23 protein-coding genes are annotated in these 25,831 nt (G+C 47.2%); 9 read left to right on the forward strand and 14 right to left on the reverse strand.

The genetic code is table 11. The features are described 5' to 3' along the window. Positions 1-2: 2 nt before the first annotated feature. The 9 genes from C3B52_RS04375 to C3B52_RS04415 form a co-directional block, all read right to left on the reverse strand. Positions 3-1,322 carry an aspartate aminotransferase family protein gene (locus tag C3B52_RS04375; protein WP_164684695.1) on the reverse strand — a complete coding sequence of 440 codons (1,320 nt, stop codon included), beginning with the start codon at positions 1,320-1,322 and terminating at the stop codon, positions 3-5. A gap of 13 nt (positions 1,323-1,335) precedes the next feature. Beyond that, positions 1,336-2,523, reverse strand: a complete 1,188-nt coding sequence (locus C3B52_RS04380; RefSeq protein ID WP_103104880.1) for a hypothetical protein — start codon at positions 2,521-2,523, stop codon at positions 1,336-1,338. Positions 2,524-2,529: 6 nt separating this feature from the next. After that, positions 2,530-3,465, reverse strand: coding sequence for a succinylglutamate desuccinylase/aspartoacylase family protein (locus C3B52_RS04385; RefSeq protein ID WP_103104881.1), 936 nt, complete (start codon positions 3,463-3,465; stop codon positions 2,530-2,532). A 16-nt stretch (positions 3,466-3,481) separates the two neighbouring features. After that, the gene (nikC, locus tag C3B52_RS04390) at positions 3,482-4,321 is read right to left on the reverse strand and encodes a nickel transporter permease (RefSeq protein ID WP_103104882.1); all 840 of its coding nucleotides are present in this window, start codon (positions 4,319-4,321) and stop codon (positions 3,482-3,484) included. A gap of 12 nt (positions 4,322-4,333) precedes the next feature. Next, positions 4,334-5,317: an ABC transporter permease gene (locus C3B52_RS04395; protein WP_103104883.1), complete on the reverse strand. Its 984-nt coding sequence runs from the start codon at positions 5,315-5,317 to the stop codon at positions 4,334-4,336. Positions 5,318-5,371: 54 nt separating this feature from the next. Further along, a complete protein-coding gene (locus C3B52_RS04400) occupies positions 5,372-6,991 on the reverse strand; it encodes an ABC transporter substrate-binding protein (RefSeq protein ID WP_103104884.1) in 1,620 nt (539 codons plus the stop codon). 48 nt (positions 6,992-7,039) lie between these two features. After that, positions 7,040-8,137 (reverse strand): M24 family metallopeptidase, encoded by a 1,098-nt coding sequence (locus C3B52_RS04405; RefSeq protein ID WP_103104885.1) that lies wholly within the window; start codon positions 8,135-8,137, stop codon positions 7,040-7,042. A 280-nt stretch (positions 8,138-8,417) separates the two neighbouring features. Continuing rightward, a complete protein-coding gene (locus tag C3B52_RS04410; RefSeq protein ID WP_103104886.1) occupies positions 8,418-9,605 on the reverse strand; it encodes a M24 family metallopeptidase in 1,188 nt (395 codons plus the stop codon). A gap of 226 nt (positions 9,606-9,831) precedes the next feature. Beyond that, positions 9,832-10,182, reverse strand: coding sequence for a DUF3870 domain-containing protein (locus C3B52_RS04415; RefSeq protein WP_049740614.1), 351 nt, complete (start codon positions 10,180-10,182; stop codon positions 9,832-9,834). Positions 10,183-10,249: 67 nt separating this feature from the next. Here C3B52_RS04415 and C3B52_RS36320 point away from each other — a divergent pair, with 67 nt between their 5' ends. Continuing rightward, complete coding sequence (locus C3B52_RS36320) at positions 10,250-10,420, forward strand: hypothetical protein (RefSeq protein WP_164684696.1); 171 nt, start codon at positions 10,250-10,252, stop codon at positions 10,418-10,420. A gap of 360 nt (positions 10,421-10,780) precedes the next feature. Here C3B52_RS36320 and C3B52_RS04420 read toward each other — a convergent pair whose 3' ends face one another. Further along, positions 10,781-11,374, reverse strand: coding sequence for a TetR/AcrR family transcriptional regulator (locus tag C3B52_RS04420; RefSeq protein ID WP_103104887.1), 594 nt, complete (start codon positions 11,372-11,374; stop codon positions 10,781-10,783). Between the two features lie 220 nt (positions 11,375-11,594). Here C3B52_RS04420 and C3B52_RS04425 point away from each other — a divergent pair, with 220 nt between their 5' ends. The 5 genes from C3B52_RS04425 (at position 11,595) to C3B52_RS04445 (ending at position 17,414) form a co-directional block, all read left to right on the forward strand. Beyond that, the gene (locus C3B52_RS04425) at positions 11,595-12,392 is read left to right on the forward strand and encodes an SDR family NAD(P)-dependent oxidoreductase (RefSeq protein WP_103104888.1); all 798 of its coding nucleotides are present in this window, start codon (positions 11,595-11,597) and stop codon (positions 12,390-12,392) included. A 35-nt stretch (positions 12,393-12,427) separates the two neighbouring features. Next, positions 12,428-13,183, forward strand: a complete 756-nt coding sequence (locus C3B52_RS04430) for an SDR family NAD(P)-dependent oxidoreductase (RefSeq protein ID WP_103104889.1) — start codon at positions 12,428-12,430, stop codon at positions 13,181-13,183. 237 nt (positions 13,184-13,420) lie between these two features. Next, on the forward strand, positions 13,421-14,314 hold the full coding sequence (gene efeO, locus C3B52_RS04435) for an iron uptake system protein EfeO (protein ID WP_103104890.1): 894 nt from the start codon (positions 13,421-13,423) through the stop codon (positions 14,312-14,314). Positions 14,315-14,318: 4 nt separating this feature from the next. Beyond that, positions 14,319-15,596, forward strand: a complete 1,278-nt coding sequence (efeB, locus tag C3B52_RS04440; protein WP_103104891.1) for an iron uptake transporter deferrochelatase/peroxidase subunit — start codon at positions 14,319-14,321, stop codon at positions 15,594-15,596. 30 nt (positions 15,597-15,626) lie between these two features. Continuing rightward, a complete protein-coding gene (locus tag C3B52_RS04445) occupies positions 15,627-17,414 on the forward strand; it encodes an FTR1 family iron permease (protein ID WP_103104892.1) in 1,788 nt (595 codons plus the stop codon). 239 nt (positions 17,415-17,653) lie between these two features. Here C3B52_RS04445 and C3B52_RS04450 read toward each other — a convergent pair whose 3' ends face one another. The 4 genes from C3B52_RS04450 to C3B52_RS04465 all read right to left on the reverse strand — a co-directional run bounded on the left by C3B52_RS04450 (position 17,654) and on the right by C3B52_RS04465 (position 23,782). Then, complete coding sequence (locus tag C3B52_RS04450; RefSeq protein ID WP_103104893.1) at positions 17,654-18,925, reverse strand: MFS transporter; 1,272 nt, start codon at positions 18,923-18,925, stop codon at positions 17,654-17,656. Between the two features lie 365 nt (positions 18,926-19,290). Further along, positions 19,291-19,539, reverse strand: coding sequence for a 23S rRNA (pseudouridine(1915)-N(3))-methyltransferase RlmH (locus C3B52_RS38140; RefSeq protein ID WP_103104894.1), 249 nt, complete (start codon positions 19,537-19,539; stop codon positions 19,291-19,293). A 36-nt stretch (positions 19,540-19,575) separates the two neighbouring features. Further along, entirely contained in the window at positions 19,576-20,685 is a 1,110-nt protein-coding gene (locus C3B52_RS04460) for a response regulator (protein ID WP_103104895.1), read from the reverse strand. Further along, positions 20,678-23,782: a hybrid sensor histidine kinase/response regulator gene (locus tag C3B52_RS04465; RefSeq protein WP_103104896.1), complete on the reverse strand. Its 3,105-nt coding sequence runs from the start codon at positions 23,780-23,782 to the stop codon at positions 20,678-20,680. Before C3B52_RS04465 ends, C3B52_RS04460 begins: the two co-directional genes overlap by 8 nt. Before the next feature lie 260 nt (positions 23,783-24,042). Between C3B52_RS04465 and C3B52_RS04470 the strand changes: the two genes are divergently transcribed. The 3 genes from C3B52_RS04470 to C3B52_RS04480 are packed head-to-tail and all read left to right on the forward strand — an operon-like array spanning position 24,043 to position 25,819. After that, positions 24,043-24,969 carry a decaprenyl-phosphate phosphoribosyltransferase gene (locus tag C3B52_RS04470; protein ID WP_103104897.1) on the forward strand — a complete coding sequence of 309 codons (927 nt, stop codon included), beginning with the start codon at positions 24,043-24,045 and terminating at the stop codon, positions 24,967-24,969. Between the two features lie 27 nt (positions 24,970-24,996). After that, positions 24,997-25,353: an SMR family transporter gene (locus tag C3B52_RS04475; RefSeq protein ID WP_103104898.1), complete on the forward strand. Its 357-nt coding sequence runs from the start codon at positions 24,997-24,999 to the stop codon at positions 25,351-25,353. 22 nt (positions 25,354-25,375) lie between these two features. After that, complete coding sequence (locus C3B52_RS04480; protein WP_103104899.1) at positions 25,376-25,819, forward strand: divergent PAP2 family protein; 444 nt, start codon at positions 25,376-25,378, stop codon at positions 25,817-25,819. Positions 25,820-25,831 lie beyond the last annotated feature (12 nt).

Raw genomic sequence — 25,831 nt, forward strand, 5'->3', positions numbered from 1 at the left:
TTTTACTTCGCTGCTTTTGCGATCGCTACTTGCTCCAGGCTCTCGTCCATATCCGCGACAAACTGTTCCAAAATCGCATCGTCGTGCGCCATCGAGATGGCATGGTGCAAGAGATAGTTTGGCAGGCAGTACACCTGCTTGCTGCTCAAATGATTGATGAAGCGAGCATAATCCTCTTTGTCAGACGCTTGTGCTTCACGGTAGTTCGCAATCGACTCATTGGTAAAATACCAGTGGAAGTGCCCTCCGCGTCCCTGCATTCTCGCCGCTACCCCGTGCTTTTGCGCCAAACGGTCAAATTCACTGATTAACTGCGCAGTCCGTGCCTGCAACGTATCAAATACGCGTTTTTCCTTGTACAGCTCCATGAATGCCATAGAAGCAGCCAATGACACTTGATGCCCATTATAAGTTCCGATAAAGGAGCAGGTTCCTTTTCCCGGAGTGACGGTTTCAAAGATTTTAGCTTTTCCGGCGACGGCTGCCAGCATGTACCCGTTGGCAATCGCTTTTCCGAACGTAGCCAAGTCTGGCACGACCCCATAATGCTGCTGTGCCCCACCCTCGCTGTCGCGGAAGCCAGTCAACAGCTCATCAAAGACAAGCACGATATTCAACTGGTCGCACAAGCGGCGCAGCCCTTGCAGATATTCCTTTTTCGCCGGGATGTAGCCAATATCAATCATCGTCGGTTCGATAATCAGAGCTGCAATCCGGTGCTGGTTGGCTGTCAGGAGCTTTTCCGCTGCCTCCAGGTCATTAAATGGCAGAACCAACGTAGTTTCTACGATCTCTTTCATTAATCCGCTTGTACCTGGGAGGGAATTTGGAGCTGAATGATCTCCAGCCTTGGTCATGTCTGGCCACGTGCTGACGTACACCGCGTCATGCCAGCCGTTATAAGCGCCCTCAATAACTGCCACATGCGGCTTTCCTGTAAAAGTGCGCGCCATTGTCATCGTGTGCATGGTCGCTTCGGTGCCGGTATTCGTGTAACGCACCTGCTCAGCTGTTTTCACCAGGGAGAGGAAGGTTTCTGCTGCTTTTACGCTCAGCTCTGTTTCCAGTCCCGTCACAATGCCACTCGTCATATAGGAAGCCATGCGCTCATTGAAATCTTTGTCGTTATGCCCGAGAATGACAGCGCCATTACCCATGACTACGTCGAGATAACGGTTGTTGTCGAGGTCCCAAATGTAGGCTCCATCGCCTTTTTTATAATAGAGCGGGTGTGGAGAGCGAAAACGGGAGTTGGAATGAACGCCACCAGGCACCGATCGGTTTGCTGCTTCGTATAGTTCCTTTGATTTTGTGAAATCCATGTTGAACACCTCTTTAGCCATATTGTTTTACTGTGTCAGCCGACAGCATGCTTTTATATAGGAACTGATAGAACTGGTTATGTTCACTTGGAGCCAGTCGGCTGTATGCTTCGTACACTGCTTCGTTGCCGCGCCAGTAGCTATAAATGAACGGTGCTCTTAATGAATGAGTAACAAAGCGCAGGCGAGAAGCGATCCAGTTGTCTTCACCAAAAGCAAACTCTTTCAAATAGTGACCTGCCTCTTCGGGGGTCTTGCCCTCTGTATGAATCATATGGGCCGCATTCATTCCGGAAATAGAGCGTATCTGCTGATAGATTTCATAAATATGATCATCGACAGTGTAGCCCCAGCTAATAAAGCGCATGCCGTTGTCCGCGATTCCTTCGAATACAGAGCTGGACGCTGTATTGGTGATGACGAGTCCGGCATCCAGTGGCAGCTCGCCTGCCTTTACCCCAAGCTCGCGAATGTACATATGTGTGGTATGACCCGGGAAGCACTCATGCGTGACGAGATGCTTGAGTCCCTCGTACGTGTAGGCGAGATCGCCGTTTAGATACATCTTGCCGTTTACGTAGTCGCAGTAGGCATTGTAAGGAACGCCGTACACGATTTCAGGAGTCACTTCTACGTCTGCCATTTGCGGAAACATCCGCTCGGCTACGAGTGCCCGTGCTGTCGCCAGCATTTCTCGCAAGACCGAATCAAGCTCTTTTGCCGGAACGCGCCGCTCTGCCTCCCATGCCGCTACCTTTTGCGCGAGCGTGCCTTGGTATCCACACTGTGACAGCGCTTTGTCCAGACGCGCATGCAATGTTTTTTGCTCTGCACTCGTCACAGGATTTTCATTTACATACAAGAAGCCTCGCACTTTTTCCCTGAAGGGTATGTCCGCACCCGCGCACCAGTTTGCAAGTACGTCTAGCGATCCAATCTGCTGCTGCATGTAATTGCGGCGCACCTCGTCAGTGATTTTGGCATAATCAGCAAGCAGCCTCCGTAAATCCTCGCGCACCTCAGTCCAGCTTGTATAAGAATTAGGGGCGACATCTGTCAGATTGATGGGCACGAGCCCTTCCCGGTCAAAGGAAGCCTCGTTGGTCGATTCATGTCCATTTCGATACAGGTTGTCCATCCCCAGCACGATACGGCAGTAGGTTTCGGACAACTGCATATCCCGCTCATCTCGCAAAGTCACTTGTGTTTACGCCTCCTCGGCAGTATCCAGATTTCCAATCATGAAGCCATAATCGCCCGGATTTACCTTGTGCAGATTGCCGCGCATCAGAATCACCAGATTACGCTCAAAAGGAGTATGAATGATTTCCAGCTCCTCAAAGGTTTGCGGATTGTACGTGCGAGACAATACTTGCTTGCCCTCAATCACAGAGCCTACTGCGCTGAAATCGAAGCCTGGCACCAAAAGGCCGCCTTGTGTCGGACGAATGATCTGGATTTCAGTCATGACGACTTGCTTCGGTGCAGGCACGACTTCACCCGGCAGCATTTTCAGATGACGCATGCAGTTGAAAATACCTTCTACGCCACGCTCTACAGCTTGCTCGTAGTTAGGACCTCCGCCTACCTCTACAGTCACGCTAGGTATGCCTTTTGCCGATGTATACGTAGCTGTTGTTCCCTCGTACGGATGAGCCGGACGGTACAGCACCGGGAAGTTAAAGGCACGGGACAATGCTTCATCATTTTGGATGTACACGTAATCAACGATCGGTACTGCTCCACCAGCATGCAGGTCAATATAGGCATCGATCTTATCGAGGAAATTGGTCACGATCGCATGTGCCATTTGATCGGTCACCCAGCCCTGTGGATCGCCCGGGAATACGCGATTGAGGTTGTTCATGTCCAGCGGCGTGTTGCGTGTTAGTGATTCGAATGCGAGTGGATTCGCTACCGGCATGATCAGGACCTTACCGGACAGCTCTTCTTCGTTCAGACGATCATAGACGCGGCGCAGGATTTCAGCGCCAATGATTTCATCACCGTGAATGACAGCGGACAAACCGAGAACTGGTCCTTCTTGCTTTCCGTAGATGGTATGCAGCGGCAGTGTTACTTTGGCTCCGTTGGACAGGTGTGTTACCGGGATTTCGTTATATTCGCGTTTTACTTGGTTCATGGGTTAAGCCTCCTCATTATTTTCGTTTCAATTTGGTATCTGTCAGGTCACGGATGCCATCGCCCAAAAGATTGAAGCCGAGTACCGTGAGCATAATCGCCACACCTGGATAAATAGATAGATGAGGCGCATCCTGCAAAAATTTCATGCCAAATGCCAAGGTCCAGCCCCAGCTTGATTCAGGTGGTTGAATTCCGAGCCCCAAAAAGCTGAGTGTCGCTTCTGCCACAATCGCCTGACCAAGTCCCAGCGTCGCGACGACGATGATCGGAGCCAAGCAGTTGGGCAAAATGTTGTACACAATGATGCGAAAATCGCTGGAGCCAATGGTGCGTGCTGCCTGTACGTACTCTTCCTCCTTGATGGAGAGGACTGTAGCCCGCACGAGCCTCGCGTAGCTCGTCCAATAGACCAGAGCAAGCGCGATAATCACATTTTCTATGCCTGGACCGAGCGCTGCGACGAAGGCAATAGCGAGCAGCAGCACTGGAAAGGACAACACGATATCGACAAATCGCATGATCACGGTATCAATCCAGCCGCCATAGTAGCCAGAAATCAGACCAAGTGTCACGCCGATGACCAGCGCCAAACTAACGGAGACAATCCCTACCTCAAGCGAGACCCGTGCCCCATACAGAATACGCGTAAACAGATCGCGCCCAAACTGGTCCGTCCCTAGCAAATGGCCGCCTTCCAGCGGATCAAGCAATCTCTCTTTTACATTCATTTCATAGGGGTCATGCGTGGACAACAGTGGTGCGAGTATCGCCGCCACCATGACGGCAAGCACGATGATTCCCCCCATCAACACAGCCTTGCTTCTGGCTGCAGTACGAAGCAGATTGACGTTCATCAGCCTCCCTCCTTATCTCTGCTGTATCTTGGGGTTGACGACAGCGTACAGAATATCGACGATCAGATTCGTGAGCGCAAACAGGAAGGCGATAATAAAGACACTGCCTTGCACCACTGGAAAATCGCGTTGGCTGATCGCTGTAATCACCAGTCGACCGATGCCAGGCCATGCAAAGACCGTCTCCGTGACAATCGCGCCACCCAGCAGGTTGCCAAACTGGAGTCCGACAATCGTAATGACTGGGATCAGCGCGTTGCGAAACGCATGCTTGACGATCACCATGAATCCGCTTACACCTTTTGCCTCAGCTGTTCGCACATAATCCTCTTTGAGCACCTCAAGCATCGTAGAGCGAACCATCCTGGTAATTAGCGCTGCGCTCATGACCCCAAGCGTCAAGGCAGGTAAAAATAAACTGCGTATGCTTTGAACCAGATCGTAGATGTTTCCTGTTGTAATCGCTGTCCATAATGCTTCGGTAAGAGGCTCGCCACGTCCAAAGGAAGGGAACCAACCAAGATTCACGGACAAGCCGATGATGAGCAGCATGCCCATCCAGAAAACCGGAATCGACACTCCCAGCTGCGCAAAAAACATACTGATGTAATCGACCCAGGAAAACTGCTTTACCGCAGACAAGATCCCAAGCGGAATCGCAATGACGAGCGCGATAATCATCGCGAGAAATGCCAGCTCCAAAGTGGCAGGGAGATGCTTCGTAATCAGGGACAGGACAGATTCATTCTGGAAAATGGAATGGCCCAGATCACCCATCGCCACATTTTTCAAAAAGGTAAAAAGCTGGACATACAGTGGCTCATTAAGCCCCATCAGATTGCGCAGCCGCTCAATCTCGCTCTGACTGGCATCCTGCCCAAGCAGCACCATCGCCGGATCGCCCGGAATCATGTGCAAGAGGAAAAAGACGATGATAGAGATACCGATGACGACCGGCACCATTTGGAACAATCGTTTTATGAGATACGTGACCAAAAGGATCGCTCCTTACGCTGTAAGTGAAGCGGGGGAGGAAATCTCCCCAGCCACTTATTTATTCACTTCCACATCTTTGAGGTTGTACAGGCTACCTTTCGGGTGTTCCTTGAAGCCAGTGAGCTTGTTGGAGTGCATAGCCACATAGCCTTGGTACAAAACAACATCGTACGCTACTTCCTCCGTAACTGTTTTGGCTACTTCCTGATAAATCTTGGCACGCTCTGCCTGATCCAGCGATGCGCGTCCTTTATCCAAAAGCTCGTCGACCTTTGGATTGTTGTACTTGCCATAGTTGTTTTCGCTTTGCGATTGGAACTGTCCGTACATAGCACGATCCGGATCAACGAGGCTGAGCCAGCCGAGCAGGGCGATATCGAATTTTTGGGACATCATGTTTGCGGAGAATGTTGGCCACTCTGTTGTGGATACTTTGGCGTCTACTCCCGCTTTGGCGAACTCGTTTTGCAGGAACTCTACGGTTTGAATTCGGTTCGGGTCTTCCGTATGGGTAGACAAGGTGACTGTCAGCTTTTGTCCGTCCTTGTCCAGGAAGCCATCGCTGTTGGTATCCTTCCAGCCCGCTTCATCAAACAGTCTTTTTGCTTCTACTGGATCATAGGAGAAGCCCGTTATGCTCGGGTCGTATGCCCACGATGGAGGAATCAACGGTGTTTGCCCCGGCTTATCCATTCCTGCGTAGAGGCTTTCGGAAATCAGCTTTTTATCTACCAGATGGGCAAAGGCTTGGCGTACTTTTACATCAGACAGAATCGGATTGGTCGTGTTGTAGTTGAGGTAAGTAAAGCCCAGTCCCTCAGTCTCGATAACCGTAAAGTTGTTGTTGTTCTTGATTTTCGTGATGTCCTGTGGCGAGAGCGGCGAATGAACGAGATCGACGTCCCCTGCTTCCAGGGCGGATACGCGTGTGGTGTTGTCCGGAATGATAAAGTAGGTCAGCTTTTTGGTTTTCGCAGGACCGCCCCAATACTGATCATTTGCTTCAAAGGCAATCTTGCTGTTTTTATCCCATTTCACCATCTTGTAAGGTCCGGTTCCCACAGGATTGAAAGAAAAGGCTTGCGGGTCCTTCTCCGCCAGATGCTTCGGAACGATTCCCAGATCGAGGTAGCTCAGCAGCGGTCCATACGGCTGCTTCAGCGTAAATTTGACGGTTGATTCGTCAATCACATCTACGCTGGCGATCGGTGCATACAGCTTTGCGTACGGTGCCTTGAAATTAGGGTCCAAGAGCGAATCATAGGTAAATTTCACATCTTGTGCGGTAAAAGGCGTGCCATCATGAAAGGTCACACCCTTGCGCAGTGTGAACACCCATGTAGTCGGATCAGGATTTTCCCACTTCTCAGCCAGGGAAGGCAGCGCTTCCATTTTGTCAGAGAGTCGGATCAAGCCGTCAAAAACGAGGTCGGTTACCCGTGCAGCTGTCGTATCGCGTGAGAGTCTCGGGTCCATCGTTCCTGCGTCAACATCCAGTCCAATTTTCAATTCATCTGACTTAACTGCTTGCTCGCCTTGGCCTTCTGTAGTCGTTTGCGGCGTACCTGCTTGGGAGCTGCTGCTGTTCTCTGGTGCTTTGTAGCTGCACCCAGTCATCGCAGCCGTTACTAGAAAAGCGATGGAAACCAGTGCGCATAAGCCTTTCTTTTTCATCTCATGAGATCCCCTTTCTAAATGGACAATCTATTTCTCTCTTGCTTGTTACCCCTCGCGAATGTCGATGTAGCTAATTTCTTTCGGGCTTTGCGTGAGTACCTCGCAGCCACCCTCTGTCACTACGACGATATCCTCAATACGAACTCCAAACTCACCCGGCAAATAAATCCCCGGTTCGATGCTGAACACCATCCCTGCCTGCATTTCATCCTCATTGTTTTGATGCAGGAATGGTCCTTCGTGCAATTCCAGTCCCAAGCCATGACCTGTTCGATGTGTGAAATATTGGTCGTAGCCGACTTTGGCAAATTCGCTGCGGATCATGCGGTCCACATCTGCGAACCTGACTCCCGGCTTGATCATCGCAATCGCCTTTTCCTGTGCAGAGCGAACGATCTTGTAAATTTCTTCGAAGCGTTGATTCGGCTTGCCGTAGTAAAGTGTTCGCGTAATGTCTGAACAGTAGCTGTGGTAAATCCCTCCCATATCAATCACGACTGCCTGCTCTGGTATCAGACTGGTCATGCCGATCTCATGATGAGGATTGGCGCTGTTTTTCCCGAAGCCGATAATTGGTTGAAAGGATAAATCATGCACCGAATGCTCCCCGAAAAAGCTGCGGATCGTCTCTGCCATTTCCCGCTCGGTTGCCGGATAATACTGCAGCTCTACTACCTGGTGCATGACCGCATCGGCTATGCGGGCGGATTGGCGCAGAATATTGATCTCGCACTCATCCTTAATTTCGCGCAGCTTTTCTACGACGTAGCTTTTAATTGGCTGGAGCTCGGGACGGATGCGCAGCAGATCAATCAGATAGGAGCTAGACCAGCTTTGGTCAATCCCGATTTCCCCGCTCGTTCCCACATGCTCCGCCAAAAGAATGACAGGATCGTTTTCGTCTGACCAGAGAACGACCTCAATCTCTTCCGGCAAAGTAAGCTGACCTGCGAACATTTGGTGGATAAACAGCTTCGGCTTGTTCTCCCCGTCAAAATAAAGACAGCTGAGTCTCTCTCCCGTGGAGATGTGTTGACCGGTAAGGTAGTACAAATTCGCTGTGGAACTGACGAGTAATCGGCTCATCCGCTCTGACTGCATGGACAGGATGCAACGTTGAAGTCGTCCTGTGAAGGGTTTCATAAAGGGATGCTCCTTTCTTTTGCTGCCACACGCATGCACGAAAAAGACCAAGCCAAACACTCGTCCCCAAACATGGCTGGGAGACAAATGATCAGCTTGGTCGTAAACTCCGGGTGTATGAATAGGGGCTGCCTATCCACAGGAATTTAGGCTTGCTGTGTACATCTGTTGTCGTTCAGTTATAAATATTCTTACTCTTTTATGTTATCGCACTTTTAATAAGAGTGCAACTATTTACTTTCATTAAAATTATTCTTATCGAATTCTCCTCGAAAACTTCCTAGCAAATCAATGATTCCAAATCTCTTGGATAGTATGTCAGCATCTCCATTCCATTTTCCGTTACCACAATCGTCTCTGCATGGCGGAAGCCGCCAAGACCATTTACGTAAATGCCCGGTTCCACCGACATGACCATTCCTGCCTGTAAAATAGTTTCTTCCCCGAGGTCAAAAAACGGTGCTTCGTGATTCATGAGGCCAAGGGCATGTCCTGTATGATGACGTGTCAAATGAGTTACACCGTTTTCGCGGAAATAGCGCTGCACTTCTTCCTCTACGCGTTTCGCCGGGATTCCTGCACGTATGGTGGCAAACGCTGTGTCCTGCGCGCCTAGCATGAGCTGAAAATACTTCTCCTGCTCCTTACTCGCTTCTCCAACAAACATCGTCCGTTCCAGCTCGCTATGGTACCCCCAAACCGCAGCATCCGCTCCAGTCACCAGCGTATCCCCGTGCTTGAGCATGATGCTTTGTGTCACGGCGTGCGGCACAGCCGACATCGGTCCTACCTGTCCACGGAACACCGCAATCACATTGTGCCCATATCCGCCATACGGCTTGTAATCTGGACCAAGCGCATCGAGCATCATCATCGATGCCTCGTGACTGGCACGACCCTCGATTTCCATCGCATTGATACCAGCTTTCGAATATTTTTGCAGAAGTCGGTGAGCCAGGTGCGACCAACGCAACGATTCTTTGATCAGCTCCAGCTCATTAGCCGATTTTACCGCACGTGCCTCTTCTACCCAGCCTCGCAGGGAGACGAATGCTTTTGCATCAAGTAATTCACTCACTCTCGGTCCTCGATACCCCATCGCTGAGCCATAGCCATCCGCGTCCAGCCCGATCGTTTTGCCCTCAAAACCTGCAGCGATCAGTACTTCCTTCAGATACTCCAGCGGATGACGCAAGCCCGGATACTCTGGATAGGAATGCACCTCGTCTACCTGCGCAAACATCTCCGCGTGCTCATGCTCTAGTGCCGGAACAAACAGATGGGACTTGCCATTCGGAGCAAAGAACAGTCCAATGGGGCGTTCTGTGGGATGAAAATGAAAACCGGTCAAATAAAAGATGTCGGTCACTCCAAACAAGATGGCAGCTTCTACTCCGTGCTTCTCAAGTCGTGTCAAAAAAGCTTTTTGCCGCTGCAAAATTTCGGCTGTTGGAATCGCCAAAAGCATGCTTGGTCCCTCGCTTCCTTTTTTTCTGTAAGATTTTGTGAAACGTAAAAAGGACCAAGCCAAAACAATCCGAGGCGCAAAAAAGCGTCTGGATCATTCAGCTTGGTCCGTACGTCCCGCCTGGTATGAACAGGGGATGCCTGTCCACTGGAACAACGACTTGCTGGTTTTATCTGTTAGGGGTCATTATATACGCACTCGGCTCAATTTTCAATATACTCTGTTTTTATTCGGACGCCGCTTCTGCATACGTCATGGATTTATAGATTTCAAACTGATTATAGGCATCGCGAATCGCAGAAACGATGGCTTTTTTCCCGAGCCCAAAATACCGCCGCTCAAACTTTTGAATGGGAAGATCAACGCCGTTTTTCAAATCGTGCCCTACCAGAATGCTTTTGATAAAATCATTGCACATGTTGGTGACAAAGGTACAAGAAGCATTCACGATTTTGTCTGATTCGGGGTCAATCTCAAAACCGACGCCCATGACTCCATACAAATTCTTAGCAGCCATTCCATCGGGCAAACGGGAATAGCCTGTACAAAAAATAGTTTCGTCATTTCTTACGCCCATGGTGAAATCCTCCCTTCGATGCCTACTATCAGAATTATTTTACTTTGTTTAAGGAAAAATGCCTACGGTGAAAAACAGACAACTTCCACTGGCGATCCCAACGAATCTGATTCTAGCATTTACTTGGGAAAAAGGAATCAAGAAAAACATGTGGCGGGCTGTAGTGGTGGGGAGGAAACCGGAGGAGGCACTTGTAGTGAACTCAGCCAGACATTTAAACGAAGTATGTTATCGATAAACAAAAAACCCGGACATTATTTTGCCCGGGCTTCGTTCATCGTCGCAACTATCCACTAATATTCTTCGCCATCCTCATTCGCCTGTGCTCCATGACAGTGGTAGAACCACGGGACAACGACGAGCGGCCTGAACAGCTCATCTCCCGAAATAACCTGTTCATTTCGACGTCTTTTGCAAGATATGTTCCATTTTATATATGTAAAGTATAGGATTCCGCCCTCAAAAGTCTATGTCTTCCTTGTGTCAACTTTGCCCCGATTGAACAAACTCTTACTGACACTTCTGTCGGATCGAGCAAAAAAATAAAGACACGAATGTCAGTGCAATTATTTCACACTCCCGACACTAGTGTCAATTTCTACGTTGTAGCAGCATTGTGACCGTTTGGCACCCCATAGCCTTCCAATAGTACGTTAAAAATCAGGCTGTTCCAATCTGCCTCGGAGGTCTCACGGCTTTTTGGGATTTGAATGGCTTGAAACAACAGGCTGGCCACAAGTGAACTCGGGACATCCGCACGTATCGAGCCGACTTCTTTGCAAGTTTCAATCACATCTCTCAGCATCCGATTCAACGTATTATGCTGCTGCCGCAATGTCGCCATCGACTTTTTGACGTTGTCTGATGCGTCCCCGTTTACGAACGGAGCAAACAACAAAATTTGATGGATATGTGCGTACTTCATAAACGAATCAAAAATGTGTCGGAGCTTTTGCATCGGCGTCTCGACATGCTCCAAGCCCTCATATTCCGCCATAATCGTATCCATCAGATGAACCATCAAGGACGCAATCAGCTCATCCTTATTGGAAAAGTATTCGTAAATCGTGCTTCGGCTCACATTTAGTTGATCAGACACCAATTTGAAGTGAAAGCCCGCGTAACCTTTTTCAATCAGGATTTTACCCGTCACCTCATAAAGCTCATCTATATGTATTTTTTGCCTCGCCATTCGCTACGCCCTCTTTGCTCACTTAATACGACGATTCTCAATTAGGAACAGTTTACACAAGCTTCTAGATAACCTCAACCCCTCGTACTGCTCCTCTTCAGCTGACTGTGGAACCAGCTTTCTTTTACCAAAAGGAAAAAGTGACCGTCATTTCGCTCTTGATAGTGACGTTACGTCACCTTTTATACTTGCAGTATTCCTTCTGAAAGGAGACGTAGCAATGAACCGTGTACGAGACAAAGTCGCGATCGTAACCGGAGGTGCTTCCGGCATTGGTCTTGCTTCTGCCAAGCTGCTCGCAAGTGAAGGTGCAAAGGTGATCGTCGCTGATTTCAACCTCGAAGCCGCTCAAAAGGCTGCCGAGGAAATTCGGCGGGATGGAGGCATTGCAGAAGCGATCTTTCTCAATGCCGCAGATGGAGATTTGATTAAAGAAATGATTGATACAGCCGTAGAGAAATTCGGCTCCCTGCATATTCTCGTAAACAACGTCGGCGGCAACAATCCACAAAAGGATTTGGATGTCGTCAATCTGGATATCGAGGAATGGGACAGGCAGATGAATGTGAACACGAAAAGCGTGATGCTCGGCTGCAAGTACGCCATTCCCCACATGATTGCTGCAGGCGGTGGCTCTATTATCAACACAGCATCGATGGCAGCCTTTGCTGGGGATGCCGTTCGTACTGCTTATGGTACAACCAAGGCAGCCGTAGTGAATCTGACCAGATACGTGGCGACCCAATATGGACACCAGCGCATCCGCTGTAATGCCGTAGCACCTGGACTGATTTTGACACCAGCAGCCAAGGCGCATATTTCACCAGAAGTAATGGACATTTTCTCCAAGTACAATGCACTGCCATATCACGGCGAGCCGGAAGATATCGGCTACACGGTACTCTTTTTGGCTTCCGATGAAGCGAAATTCATTACAGGTCAAACCATTCAGGTCGAGGGTGGACATTATATAGGAAACCCTACCGTACCTGATTTCCTCTCACTGGCAAATACGTAAGTCCAACTAACCATTCCAAAAAGGAGAGATATCATATGAAGCGTCTGCAAAATAAAGTTGCGATTATTACAGGGGCAGGTAGCGGCATGGGCAAAGAGGAAGCATTGCTTTTTGCCCAAGAAGGCGCTAAAGTCGTCGTGACCGACATTCAGGAAGAAAAAGTGAATCAGGTCGTAGCTGAAATCAAGGAGCAAGGCGGCGAGGCGATTGGATTGTTCCACAACGTCACTTCGGAGGAAAACTGGGTACAAGTAGTAGAACAAGCTGTGAAGGCTTACGGAAAAGTGGATGTCCTCGTGAACAACGCAGGAATTCCAAGCTCAGCGACTCCCCTGCATGAATCCACACTGGAAAGCTGGAATCGCACGATGGACATCAACCTGACAGGCACCTTCCTCGGGATGAAGCATGTCATCCCGGTCATGCTGGAAAACAAGGGCGGCTCGATCGTTAACATCTCCTCTATCGCAGGCCTGACAGGCGGAAGCGGCGCAAGTGCCTACACCGCATCCAAAGGTGGCGTTCGCTTGCTGACCAAAGGAACCGCCATTCAATATGCAAAGGAAAACATTCGCGTCAACTCCGTTCATCCTGGCTTCATTGAAACCCCGATGACAACGGATATGTTTGAAAACGACCAAATGAATCAATGGTTCCGCTCCCTCACTCCGCTGCCTCGTCTGGGCAAAGCTCACGATGTAGCAGAAGGGGTGTTGTTCCTGGCTTCCGACGCTTCTTCTTTTATTACCGGCATTGAGCTGCCAGTAGATGGCGGCTATTCTGCTCAATAACAAACACCCGCAGGGCAACAGGGCAACTAAATACGTAGCCGATTATAAGCCGTCGAACTTCGACGGTTTTTTCTGTTTTTTACGCCATTTTTACGTTTCCAAAAATATCATCAAATCCTTTTCTAAAAAAAGATTGCAAACCTTTCAAGAAAGGAGTAAGTTATTTTCTGACTGATAATGATTTTTATTCTCGATATATAAACAAGCACTTATATGTAATAAGGGGATGTTTTCAAAATGAATAAGCATTGGGTTTATCCATTCTCAGCAGTGGTACTGACTTCTTCTCTGCTACTATCCGCATGCGGAAATGCAGAAACACAAAAAGAAGAGAAAAAACCGGAAGCAGCGCAGCCTGACAAGCCTGCCACTACTGAACAGCCTGCTACGTCAGCTGCAGTCAGTCCTGAGCTGCAAGCCTCTATCGATGAATATCAAAAATGGGTGATCTCCCAAACAGACCAATTTGTGAAAGCAACAGAGAGCTTCACTAATGCAGTCAAAGCTGGAGATATCGAAAAGGCGAAGAAAGAGTACGCTCCCGCGCGCACCTACTTTGAAAAAATCGAACCGATTGCGGAATCTCTTGGCGATTTCGACCCGTGGATTGACGCCCGCGAAGGCGATGTTCCTGATAACGAATGGCGCGGCTACCACAAGCTAGAAAAAGCTTTGTGGGAAACGAAATCCGTTGCTGACCAAGAAAAGGTAGCTGACCAGCTGCTGCAAGACGTGAAACAGCTGCGCGTAAAGGTAGAGGGCGTAGAGATTGATGTTAAAATGCTCGTTACTGGGGCAGTCGAACTATTAAATGAGGTTTCCTCCAGCAAAGTAACCGGTGAAGAAGAGCGTTATTCTCATACCGACCTATATGACTTCGCTGCTAACGTTGAGGGTGCCAATGAAATCTTTAAAGTACTCAAATCTTCCGTAGAAGCGAAGGATGCAGCACTCGCAAAAGAAATCGAGACACGCTTCAGCGATCTCGACAAGGCTCTCGCACCTTATCGCAAAGATGATGGCTATGTTCTGTACACCGAGCTGAAGGAAGACCAAGTGAAAAAGCTGAGCCAAGCAATTGATGCCTTAGCTGAGCCATTGTCCAAAATGGGAACAATCATAGGAGGATAATCTGATGGATACGAAACGTCTCGAGGAAGCCGCCAACAAGAAAATGACTCGTCGGGACGCTCTGAAGCTTGCAGGGGTCGGTGGAATCGGCTTGCTGCTGGGGGCTGGGGGAATGAAGACTTTTCTTCCAGCTACATCCACAGCAAAGCAGGTTTCCCCTGCTCCATCGTCTGTTGATGGGATCATCCCCTTTTATGGAAAGCATCAGTCGGGCATCACCACACCTATGCAGGATTTTATTTGCATGGGTGCTTTTGATTTAACAACGACTTCCATTGACGATGTGCGCAAGCTATTTCAGAGCTGGACGAGTGCAGCGGCGCGCCTAACAGAAGGCAAAAGCGTTGACGATGAGAGCGAAAACCCTCATCTCCCGCCAGTAGATACAGGAGAGAGCATGGGGCTTGGTTCCATGCGTATGACGATTACCTTTGGCCTTGGTGCCAGCTTTTTTGATGAGCGCTTTGGTCTGGCTGCCAAACGGCCTGCTCCATTGGTAGATTTACCGCGCTTTAACAGTGACGAGATTCGCAAGGAATGGTCTGGCGGTGATATTGTCGTACAGGTCTGTGCCAACGATCCGCAGGTCGCTTTTCATGCATTGCGCAATTTGGCACGAATTGCTCGTGGAAAAGCAGTATTGCACTGGCTGCAGGATGGTTTTCAGCGTACCAGCGCTGCAGATCCGTCTGGGTCGACCCCACGCAATCTTATGGGCTTCAAGGATGGCTCCAACAATCCGCAAGTCAGCGACGCTAAGGTAGCTGACGAAATTGTATGGGCACAGTCTGAAGATAATCCAGCCTGGATGGCAGGCGGCAGCTACATGGTGATGCGGCGGATTCGCATGAGAATCGAGGTATGGGACCGCTCCTCTCTGGACGATCAGGAAAGCACATTTGGCAGACACCGTCAGTCTGGCGCACCACTTGGAAAAACAGGTGAATTCGACGAGCTTGAGCTGGATCGAAAAGACTCTGCTGGAAAGCCAGTCATACCAGCCACTTCTCACGTTGCTCTCGCGCACATGGACGGCAAAGTAAAAATTCTTCGCAGAGGCTACTCCTACTCCAGTGGGATGGACGTCAAAACAGGACAGCTCGACGCCGGACTTCTGTTCATCTGCTTTAACCGTGATCCGCGCAAGCAGTTCATACCGATGCAACAAAAGCTGGCAACCGTTGATCAGCTCAATGAATACATCACTCATGTCGGCAGTGGCCTGTACGCATGCTTGCCTGGTGCAAGCGAGGGCGGATACATTGGCGACACGTTATTTTAAACCCACAATCGGGGATGGAGTGAACACACCTTGAAACGCTATTTGTTCATCATCTGTATGTGCTTCCTGCTGGTGACGTCCGGCCTGCAGGCCGCTCTAGCTGCACCCTTACAGCCCGATCAGCTCAAACAACTGATCGCCCTGTCCAGTGACGCTTTGATTAGCAGCGGAGACCAAAATTGGGCCGAAGCCAAAAAGGCTGTAGCCGATATGAAAACACTGTGGGACCAGAATACAGACGACACTTCTGCGGAAGCTACGGCTTTGGGAACGGCAATTTCTGATGCGCAGCAGGCCCTCTCTGAAGTAACTGCAAATCCACAGGCTGCTAGCACTGCCATTTCCAAACTGGCTAAAGCAGCAGACCGCTTTGTAACAGCCAAGGAAGATACGGGACAGCCAAAGGAAAAAGCCCATAAACAAATTGCCGCCCTGCTTCCCCACCTGCAAAAAAGCATGACGGCTATAACCACGCAAAATTGGGATGAGGCAAAGCAAGCCTACAACAGCTTTGTTACAGGCTGGTATAAGGCGGAGGGCCTTGTCCGCAATGAAAACGCTACTGTGTACGGCGATATGGAAATCAAAATCAGTGGAGCTCGGATTGCTCTGAACACAGAGCCACCTGATCCGAAAAAAAGTACGGAAAAGATGCAAGCATTGATCACAACCGTAGAGGACTACCTTTCCGGAAAAGCCGTCCAAAACGCTGAAACTGCTCCCGTGTCTGCGGACCAGCCATCTATCTCTTCGCTCTTGCAGCTTTTGGAATCCGTCGAGGCTGATCTTGGCAACCAGGATGTCGATAGCGCTGCAAGCAAAATGGACACCTTTATTTCCACATGGCCATCTGTAGAGGGCGTCGTGATGACCAAGTCGCCTGAAACATATAGCAGTGTCGAAGCGAAAATGGTTTCCATCCCGACCTTGATATTGTCTAATCCACCGAAGTGGGAAAAGGCAGCAGGTCTGCTCGCAGAGATGAAAACAGAGCTGGAACCGTATGCAACGGCTTCCTCCTACACAGCGTGGGATGCCGGACTGATTTTATTTCGTGAAGGTCTCGAAGCCATCTTAATTATTGTGTCGCTTCTCACCTTCCTGAACAAATCGGGCAATGCTCACAAACGCAAATGGATTTGGTCTGGTGCAGCTGTTGGCATTGTCGCTTCTGCTATCCTCGCCGTAGTCCTAAGTATCGTCTTTTCCAACCTATCGACCGGCAGCTCGCGTGAAACGATCGAGGGTGTGACTGGACTTATCGCTGTCTTGTTCATGATCACAATCGGCGCCTGGCTGCACAGAAAATCGAACCTACAGGCATGGAACCGCTTTGTCGAACAGTCCATTGGTGCTTCTTTGGCAAAAGGAGCTCTGTGGTCGCTCGCATTTACCGCCTTTCTCGCTGTTGTCCGCGAAGGCGCAGAAACCATCATCTTTTACATGGGGATGGCAGCTACAATCTCAATGACCGATCTGCTTGTGGGGGTACTCGGGGCACTCGTCGTCCTGGCTGTGATCGGCTACGCCATCATCCGACTCAGTACACGGATTCCGGTTCGCCCGTTTTTCCTCGTCGCTGGTCTTCTGCTTTACTATATGGCCTTTAAATTTGTAGGCGTTAGTGTTCATGCGCTTCAGGTTACAGGACATCTCTCGGCACACAGCTCTGATTTCTTGTTGCACATACCTACTCTGGGCATCTACGCAAACTGGGAAACGACAGTGCCACAGATTATTGTACTGGCCATTGTCATTTTCAACTTCATACTCAATATGCGGAAGAAGGCTGTCAAACCGATTCCTCAAATAAACTAGTGTTCTAAGTAAAGAAAATTTTAGACTGTCCTGAATAATTGAAGCAGCGGTGACCTAAGACCAGAAAATAAAGTCTTAGACTCACCGCTGCTTTATTATGCTAATAAATCCCGTCCGTCTCAACTCTGCCGCCTGCTCCAGCAAGTCCTTAGCCATCTGGCAATAACTCCGAATCTCATCCATAAGCCGTTCATTACGTTTCTACATTGTCTGTTCCTTTTGATTTGCACTTACAATTATCACTGAATTTCGAACACTTTTTCTTTCCTTTGTACTAATGAAGGTATTTTTAATATATATAGCGTCCCTAAAAGAAGTAATGACCCTCCAATTATAATAAAAAGCATTTCAATGCTAAATATAGATGGGAAAGTGAAAGCAATAAATGCTAAGGACAGGGACTGAAATAAACTTGAAACTGGGTCAAGAATACCTCGAAACCTTCCCATCATGTTTGTATTAACAATTTGTGGTATCCATCCATAAAAGGAAATATTAATAAACGACACAGATACAGAAAAGAAAAAGTGAAAAATCAAGAAGATAATAATTGTAGAGGATAAGCCTGCGATTATAACGAAGATTCCCGATAAAATTAGACTTAAAATTAATAACATGTATAGTTTAATTTTTTTCGTAACTTTTGCGCATAGCGCACTTCCTAGTAATATGCCTATTCCGAAAACTATTGTTTCTATTACGGACATTTCCTCATATAAATTTGGAGATAGTTTATATTTCATAATAAAAATCGGAATTATTCCTAATCCACCATTTACTACTCCTAGTATAGCAGAACCAAGAGTTAGTAGTAGCAACACTCGATCATAAACAACGTATTTTACACCATCAATAAAATCTTTTAATAGTATTTTAAATGTAAGGAGTTCTTTCCAATTAGTACTTCCATTCGGTTTACGAACAGATAACTCTATCTTACAAGAATAAATGAGCATTGCCGAAATCAATAAGCATATGAAGTCTAGTAAAAATGCACCTTGAACTCCCAAATTCCAATATACTACAGCGCCTAATCCACTTCCAAAAAGCAAAAATATACTTCCAAGCATAGAGTTTAATCCAGCAGCAAGGGGATATTCTTCTTTTGATAATACGCCTTGAATGATTGCACTTTGTGCGGGAGGAAAGAATTTTCCTACAGCACTCCGGATAAAAATGGCTAAAAAAATTAAGCCAATAGAGTCATACCATATGCAAATCATCAGACATAAGGTTAAAAACGCTCGAATAAGATCACAATTGGCAGCTATTTTCTGACGGTCTAATCGATCTGCAAAGACTCCTATAAACAGAAAAACGACTAATGCAGGTAGAGCATGCATCATGTCTTTAAGTGTGGTGTAGTATGGTTGTTGGCTGAATTTATCAAGCAAATAAAATGTTATAGCCATAATCCCAATAACATTTCCTAATTGAGAAGTAAATTCTGCAAAAAATAGCTTCAAATAGTTTTTGTTTCTGAAAAGTTGAATTACATTATTTGAATCCATACTTACCTAATCCCTTCGGCGTTGTTGCCTTGACATGTTTTTGGCAATTAAAAATATGTATTAAGTGGCAGTTATTGATCTATTTTATGATTGACTTTTCCAAGTCTTTTGGCGCAGGCAGTGCCTTAGTTGCGCTTATACTTTTTATACTTTCCGATAATATATAAAATATTGGGTAGATATGCTAACTGCATTTCTACCCAAATGAACTTTTTAATATTAGCTATAGGTTCCAATTTATACTTCTAATACCTATTAATTTTATTTTTGTTATTTTTCGATAAAATCAATTTTCATCAATGTACTATAGTAGCTCGTTATTTACAAGAAAATATTTACATTTTTGTTTAAATTACCTTTTATTGTCAAAATACCTTTGGCGCCAATGTCATTCTAATACAATATTTTCTCACTCGCTTCACATACAAAAACGCAACTATTGCATGCCCTGGGGTTAGGTGAGACAGAATGCGTTCCCCCTCATCGTTTCTGTGTTTCTCAATATCAGAGGCTTGCATTTTGTCCGACAGCTGTTCTTCGGGGATTTCAATTATCTGCATTTTACAGAAGACAGACAGACGGTTGCTATACGCTTCAATTCCAACTTCCCCCAAAAATAAAAAAACAGAAAGAGTAGTCTCTTTCTGCCATTACTGGTTCTCTCGTAGCCATTCTTTTATCTCACAGGGCGGTTCCATTCCTAACTCTAGCCGATACGCTTTTGCGAACTTGGAATAATGCAGAGAGATTTTTTGTTGCTGTCCACTTCGAGCATAAATGTCTATTAATCTTAAGTTAAATTCCTCATGTAAAGGATACATCGCCAAGAAAGCATCCAGGCGCTGTTCAGCACGCCGCAAGTCCTGGGTGGCTAGATCATGCTCAAGCAACGTACGAACCAGCAACGAATACTGCTTGCCAAACCCTTCCTCTAGGGAGGTTTTCCAGAGGTAATCCTTTCTGTCCAGTAATGGCCCCTTGTACATCGCCCACAAGTCCTCTACCTTACTCATACCCTGTGTCTCCGTTACAGAGGAAAAATCGAACTGTTGAAAAGCAAGCAAATCATACATCTGTTGCAACGGTAGCAGCATATAGCCTTCACTCGTCTTTTGGATATCCATACCGAGGCTTTGTTCTTTCATCAGCTTTTTTAACCGGTACATGGTATTATGCAAATTATGTGTAGCCCTTTCCTCATCCATCTCCGACCACAACAGATCCATTAAGTGCCACTTGCTAATATCACGCTCTGGGTAACAAAGAAAGAACGCGAGCAATTCTTCAGTCTTTTTGGTAGGCCAACGAACCGGAAGCCCTTCTGGATTGCGAATTTCGAACCCTCCAAGGCAAGAAATAGATGCCTGGCTAACGCTCACTACACTCGTTCCCATAGATGGGTGCTGCTTCAGTAAACGCTGGCTTACTCTATCAATAGCAGCCGAAGTGACAGGCTTCAGGATATAATCGAACGCATAAACCCCGAATGCATCGAGGGCGTACTGCTTATGGGCTGTCGTAAAGATGATTTTCGTCTCTCCGCATAGCTCATTGATTTTTTGTCCCAGTTGAAGCCCACTCATTCTCGGCATTTCTACATCCAAAAAGGCCACATCGGGGCAAAGATCGGGAAGACAAGCCAACGCATCCCATGGAGAGGTAAAGGCTCCGACAATCGTATAATGTGGGTTTTGTCCGATCACATATTTCATTAAATCCAGAATCGGCTGCTCATCTTCCACGATAACTACCTTAAACAAATGTGTCCCTCCCCTCCGTAATCACAGCTTTCGTACCTTCCTTATTGATCGGAATAAACATCGTTACTTTCGTTCCCTGTCCCAGCTCAGAATCTATTGTAAATACTGCACCAGGGATGGACTCGAATCTCTTCCGAATGTTTTGGATACCAATGCTGCCACTTTTTTGTACTCCCTGTGTCATTTGGTACAGGAGGTCATCCGGCATTCCAACACCATCATCCTCAACCACGACTTGGATATAGCCATCTCCCTCACGTATGATCAGTGTTACTGTGCCACGATCCTCTTTTTCAAACAAGCCGTGCCGGATGGCATTTTCTACAAAAGGCTGAATGCACAAAGAAGGAATTTCTATATGCTGAATACTTTCATCCACGTATTCAACATACTGGAGCCTCTCCCCAAACCTCGCTTTTTCAATTTCGACATACGCCTCAATCAATTCCATTTCCCGATAGAGCGGGACAAAAGGTCTGCTTCGGTCCATGTCGAGAATGTAGCGTAAATATTGACTGAGCATCGACAACAAATGTGCCGCTTTTTCTCCGTCCGTATAGCAGAAAGACACGACACTGCTCAGCGCATTATATAGGAAATGTGGCTTTATTTGCGCTTGCAAGAAAGCCTGTTCATTGCGAATCGCCTCGCGAATCGATGTTTTCATCGCGAGCAAGGTCTGTATTCTCGCCATCAGCGTCTCGCTATCAAAAGGCTTGGTCACATAGTCATTCGCCCCTGCTCTGTAGCCAAGAGCAATGTCATCTGGTGTATCCTTGACCGTAGCAAACAAGATCGGCAATTCGATGATGGAATAGTGACTACGCAGCATACGGCACAATTCGATACCGGAAACTCCTGGCATCATCACGTCCAAAATGACCAAGTCTACTTTTGGATACTGCTTTAATTTATTCATGGCTTCTTTGGCCGAAAATGCCGTAATCACATTATATTTATGCTTTTTCAGCATTTGCAGCAGTGTATGAATGTTGGAAGCCTCGTCGTCTACGATCATAATCGTCTGATCGTACTCCCGTAATAAATCGAGCGGCTTATCTATATCTGGATGAAAGACACGCCTACGAACCATATCCGCAGCCGCAATCTCACGGCTGGCCTCTGTCACGTTTGCTTTTGGCAAAACAAACATTATGCGCGTGCCTTGACCTACTTCAGACCAATCGACGCGAATTTCTCCGCCCATTTTCTCGACAAGCTTTCTACTAATAAACAAGCCTACGCCCATGCCTGTATAGCCATCCTGTGGCAGCGGCGCTTCTACCTGTTCAAAATACTCAAAAATAGTCTGGTGCGAATTACTAGCTATCCCCGTTCCTGTATCTTCTACATAGATCGTTACGCCCGCTTCCATGACACTTGACCTTACTTGAATAAAGCCTTCTTCTGTATGCTTGATCGCGTTTTGCACCAGATTGTACATGATTTGACGCAAACGGTTCTCGTCTGCATAGACACACACATCAGGTTCCACGAGATTATCCAGACGCACATCTTTTCCCAATAACTCGAATTGCAAAACATCAAAAACGAACTGCGTTACCACCCGTACATCTACCACAGTCAAATTCAGCCGCAGCTCTCCATGCTTGAGTCGTGTAACATCTATTAAATCGTGAATCAGCATCGAAAGCTTGACCGACGTGTCCTTGACCAGCCACAGATTTTGCTTTTGCTTGGCAGTCAGCGTGTTCTCCTCGTCGTCCAGCAAGTGAGCAGTGATGTTTAAAATACCATGCAGCGGTGTCTTCATCTCATGTGAGGTATTCGTCAAAAACTCATCCTTGAGCTGATTTGATAAAGCCAGCTGCTGCGAAAGTGTCTCTGTCTTTTCAAAAGCAGTTGTGAAGCGTACAGCTAACAGAATGTTGTACAGGGTGATAAAAGCAATAAAACACATTTTGCCTACTAAATCAGTAGGTACGATGTTCTCTGAATACAAAATTCCATCCGTTAAAAAGATCAGCAAAGCACCACTGGCACTGACAAATAGCAAGACTTCTTTTCGCTTGGAGGGGTCCTTTTGGCGATCCAGATTCAAGAGATAGATCGTTCTCGCGATGATGTACAAGAAGAGAATCTCTATGTAAATCAGAAACAAATATTCATACTCGCTATGAACCGGATAAGGCAAAACGATGATTCCCACGATGTAGATCGCTAGCGGGGCAATGACTTGCTTGACTCGTTTTACGCTCATCAATCTGCGATCCATGAAATAAAACAAGAGAAGCATCTCAATTGCGCTCAAATAAACGCTGAGATCTTGGAGTTTGTAGGCAATCTCGAACGGAATCATCGGTAAAAAGCGAAGCAGAACCTTTTCTCCGTATATGAGTTGCCCTACCATGATCGTTAATAAATAGAGGCCACTCACCAAATACGCTTTTTCCTTCATTCGTAGAAAGTAAAAATTGAGATGGTAAATACCTAAAATAACGAGAATGATCACTGCTCCAATGTCCGTACCAAGCTGGATTCCACTGAGCATGGATATATCGCTGTGCAATCCGAACTGAATCGAATTGATGATTCCTCCCGTGATATACATGTAGTTGGCTACCTGAATGATGATTTCCACTTCACGTTTATCGGTATGGAAATAAGTACTGTACGGGGTATTCCCCGGCTGATGCTGCTCCAGGCTGCCAGCAGGAGCACCACTCGCTCCTTCTATTTTGCCGTTTATGAACAACAGATGGGACATCCGAATGTTTCGCATCTTGATGCCGTATATGTCGTCCATGTTAGACACGACTACCTTTAGCCGATACGTTCCGTAACCCTTTCGGCTCATCCCTCCTGCTCCATCTTTTCCCTTCCATGTACCCGGAACGGTTATGTACGTCATATCTAACGGTGACCCACCCCGAAAATCAGCGGGGGTAAGAAGCTGTCCCTCATAGAACTCCCACTGCCCATCCAAGCTGACCAATCCTTTACTGCGGAAGTCCCAGCCCGATAAATCGAGTACACCTTTATTCGCTGGCGGTGTGTCTTTGACGGGTATCGTTAGGTTATAGATGCTGTAAAAAGTCAAAATGGAGACAGAAAAGAGCAAGCAGATTCCGATCATTTTTAGGTACTTCCACGTTTTAATAGAGAATCACCTTCCCACCAAACACGAATCCATTCATGCTATCATTTCATACTCACAAAAAACTCACAAGCTGCGTTATTTCCAGGTTCTTCATGCCGGTTCAATGCAACACAAACAATCCTTTTTTAATCCTCTTTTCTGGTTGACATTTTGTGTTACCATATATCAGGTGTAACGTTCTTTTTACATTTTCCGTCATTCTTTACGGACAAGATTCTTATTGATTGGAGCGACATATGGGGGCAACATCTAATTCTGTTAAAGTAGACGTCAAAGCCAAATCACCGGCCGCACAAAATATCGTATTTCTTTTAATTCGCCAACTCCGGCCACATCAATGGACCAAAAATTTACTCGTTTTTGCCGCATTGCTATTTTCCCTCCACAAAGTAAGTCCCGGGTTGGTCGTTGAATCGACAGTCGCTTTCTTGCTTTTTTGTTTTGTATCGGGCTGTGTCTATATCCTGAATGATTTTGTCGATATCAAAAACGATCGCAATCATCCTGAAAAGCAATTCCGACCGATGGCTTCAGGAGCCCTGCCGCCTTTTTTAGCCCTCGGATTTGGTGCCGTCCTGCTAACAGGCTCGCTCGTTTCCGCGTTTTATTTTGATCTACTGTTTGGCGTTGTGCTCACGATTTATTTTTTGATCAACATCGCCTATTCGCTGAAGCTGAAGCATGTCGTCATTTTGGATGTCATGATTATCTCTGCAGGATTTGTACTACGCGCCATCGGTGGCAGTCTTATGATTCAAACGCCGTTTACTCCGTGGTTTTTGCTATGCACGATGTTGCTCGCGCTGTTCCTCGCCATCAGCAAAAGACGTCATGAGCTTCACCTGCTGCAGACGGAAAAAGGAACGCATCGCAAAGTGCTGGACAGCTATTCGTCGGAATTATTGAATCAGCTCAATACAATTGTCACCTCGGCGACGATCATTAGCTACTCGTTGTTTACCTTCACATCGGGTCGTACCATTCAGCTGATGTGGACAATTCCATTTGTGATCTTCGGGATTTTCCGCTATCTCTATTTAATTACGATCACGGACAAAGGAGGCAGCCCTGAAAAAGTTTTGATTCAGGACAAGCCGATTCTCATCACTGTGTTGCTTTATGTCATCACGGTAGCAGGAATTATTTACGCTTTTGAAACATAATTGCACAGATAGGTTGTGGATCTAGCTATGCCATCACTCGTTCTTATCATCATCTCCGTGGTCCTCAGTGCATGCGGGCAAATTGCCATGAAGATGGGCGCATCCTCGCTGGGCGGAAAAAATGAAATGCTGTTGATGAAGTTTCTGCACTACTTTACGAACCTGCCGATCATGGCGGGCCTTGCGCTGTACGGACTTTCTGCGTTTATTTGGATTGCAGCACTGGAAAAAGTACAGCTTTCCTATGCGTATCCGATGGCGGCGTTAGGGTATGTACTCGTTGCTGGCCTCTCGTTTCTCATTTTTCAAGAGCCGATTTCCCTTATGCGAATGGCTGGTCTAGCAATCATCGTCGTTGGCGTCATCGTCATTGCCCAATCGTAATACCCACTAAAGGAGTTTTATCATGTTATATGCATTGGCGCCGTTTATTGGCTGGTTCGTGTCAGGCGTAACCAAGTTTTTGATTAACTACCTGCGCTTTGGTAAAGAAGCCAGAAAAATGGTCGGCAATGGCGGCTTTCCCAGTACACATACGACTGTTATGGTGACGACTGTTTTTTTGATTGGCTTGCAAGAAGGTTTTACGCACCCGATATTTGGGCTTGGCGTGGCCGTGACCTTTATTATCATCATCGATGCGACTGGTTTGCGTAGAGCTGTAGGAAAGCATGCTGCGGCGCTCAATCAGCTTGCAGACAAACGCCCGGATGGGGCAGCAGCAAAGCCTTTCCGCGAAAGCATGGGACATACACGTTGGGAAATTGCCGGAGGACTGGTTCTCGGCATCCTGCTCGCAACACTGCTTCATCTGCTGTCTCAGCTTATCCATGGAATTCTCGGCACGTAGACAGGAGACAAA

Source organism: Brevibacillus reuszeri (assembly GCF_002897295.1).
Taxonomy (GTDB): Bacteria; Bacillota; Bacilli; order Brevibacillales; family Brevibacillaceae; genus Brevibacillus; species Brevibacillus reuszeri_A.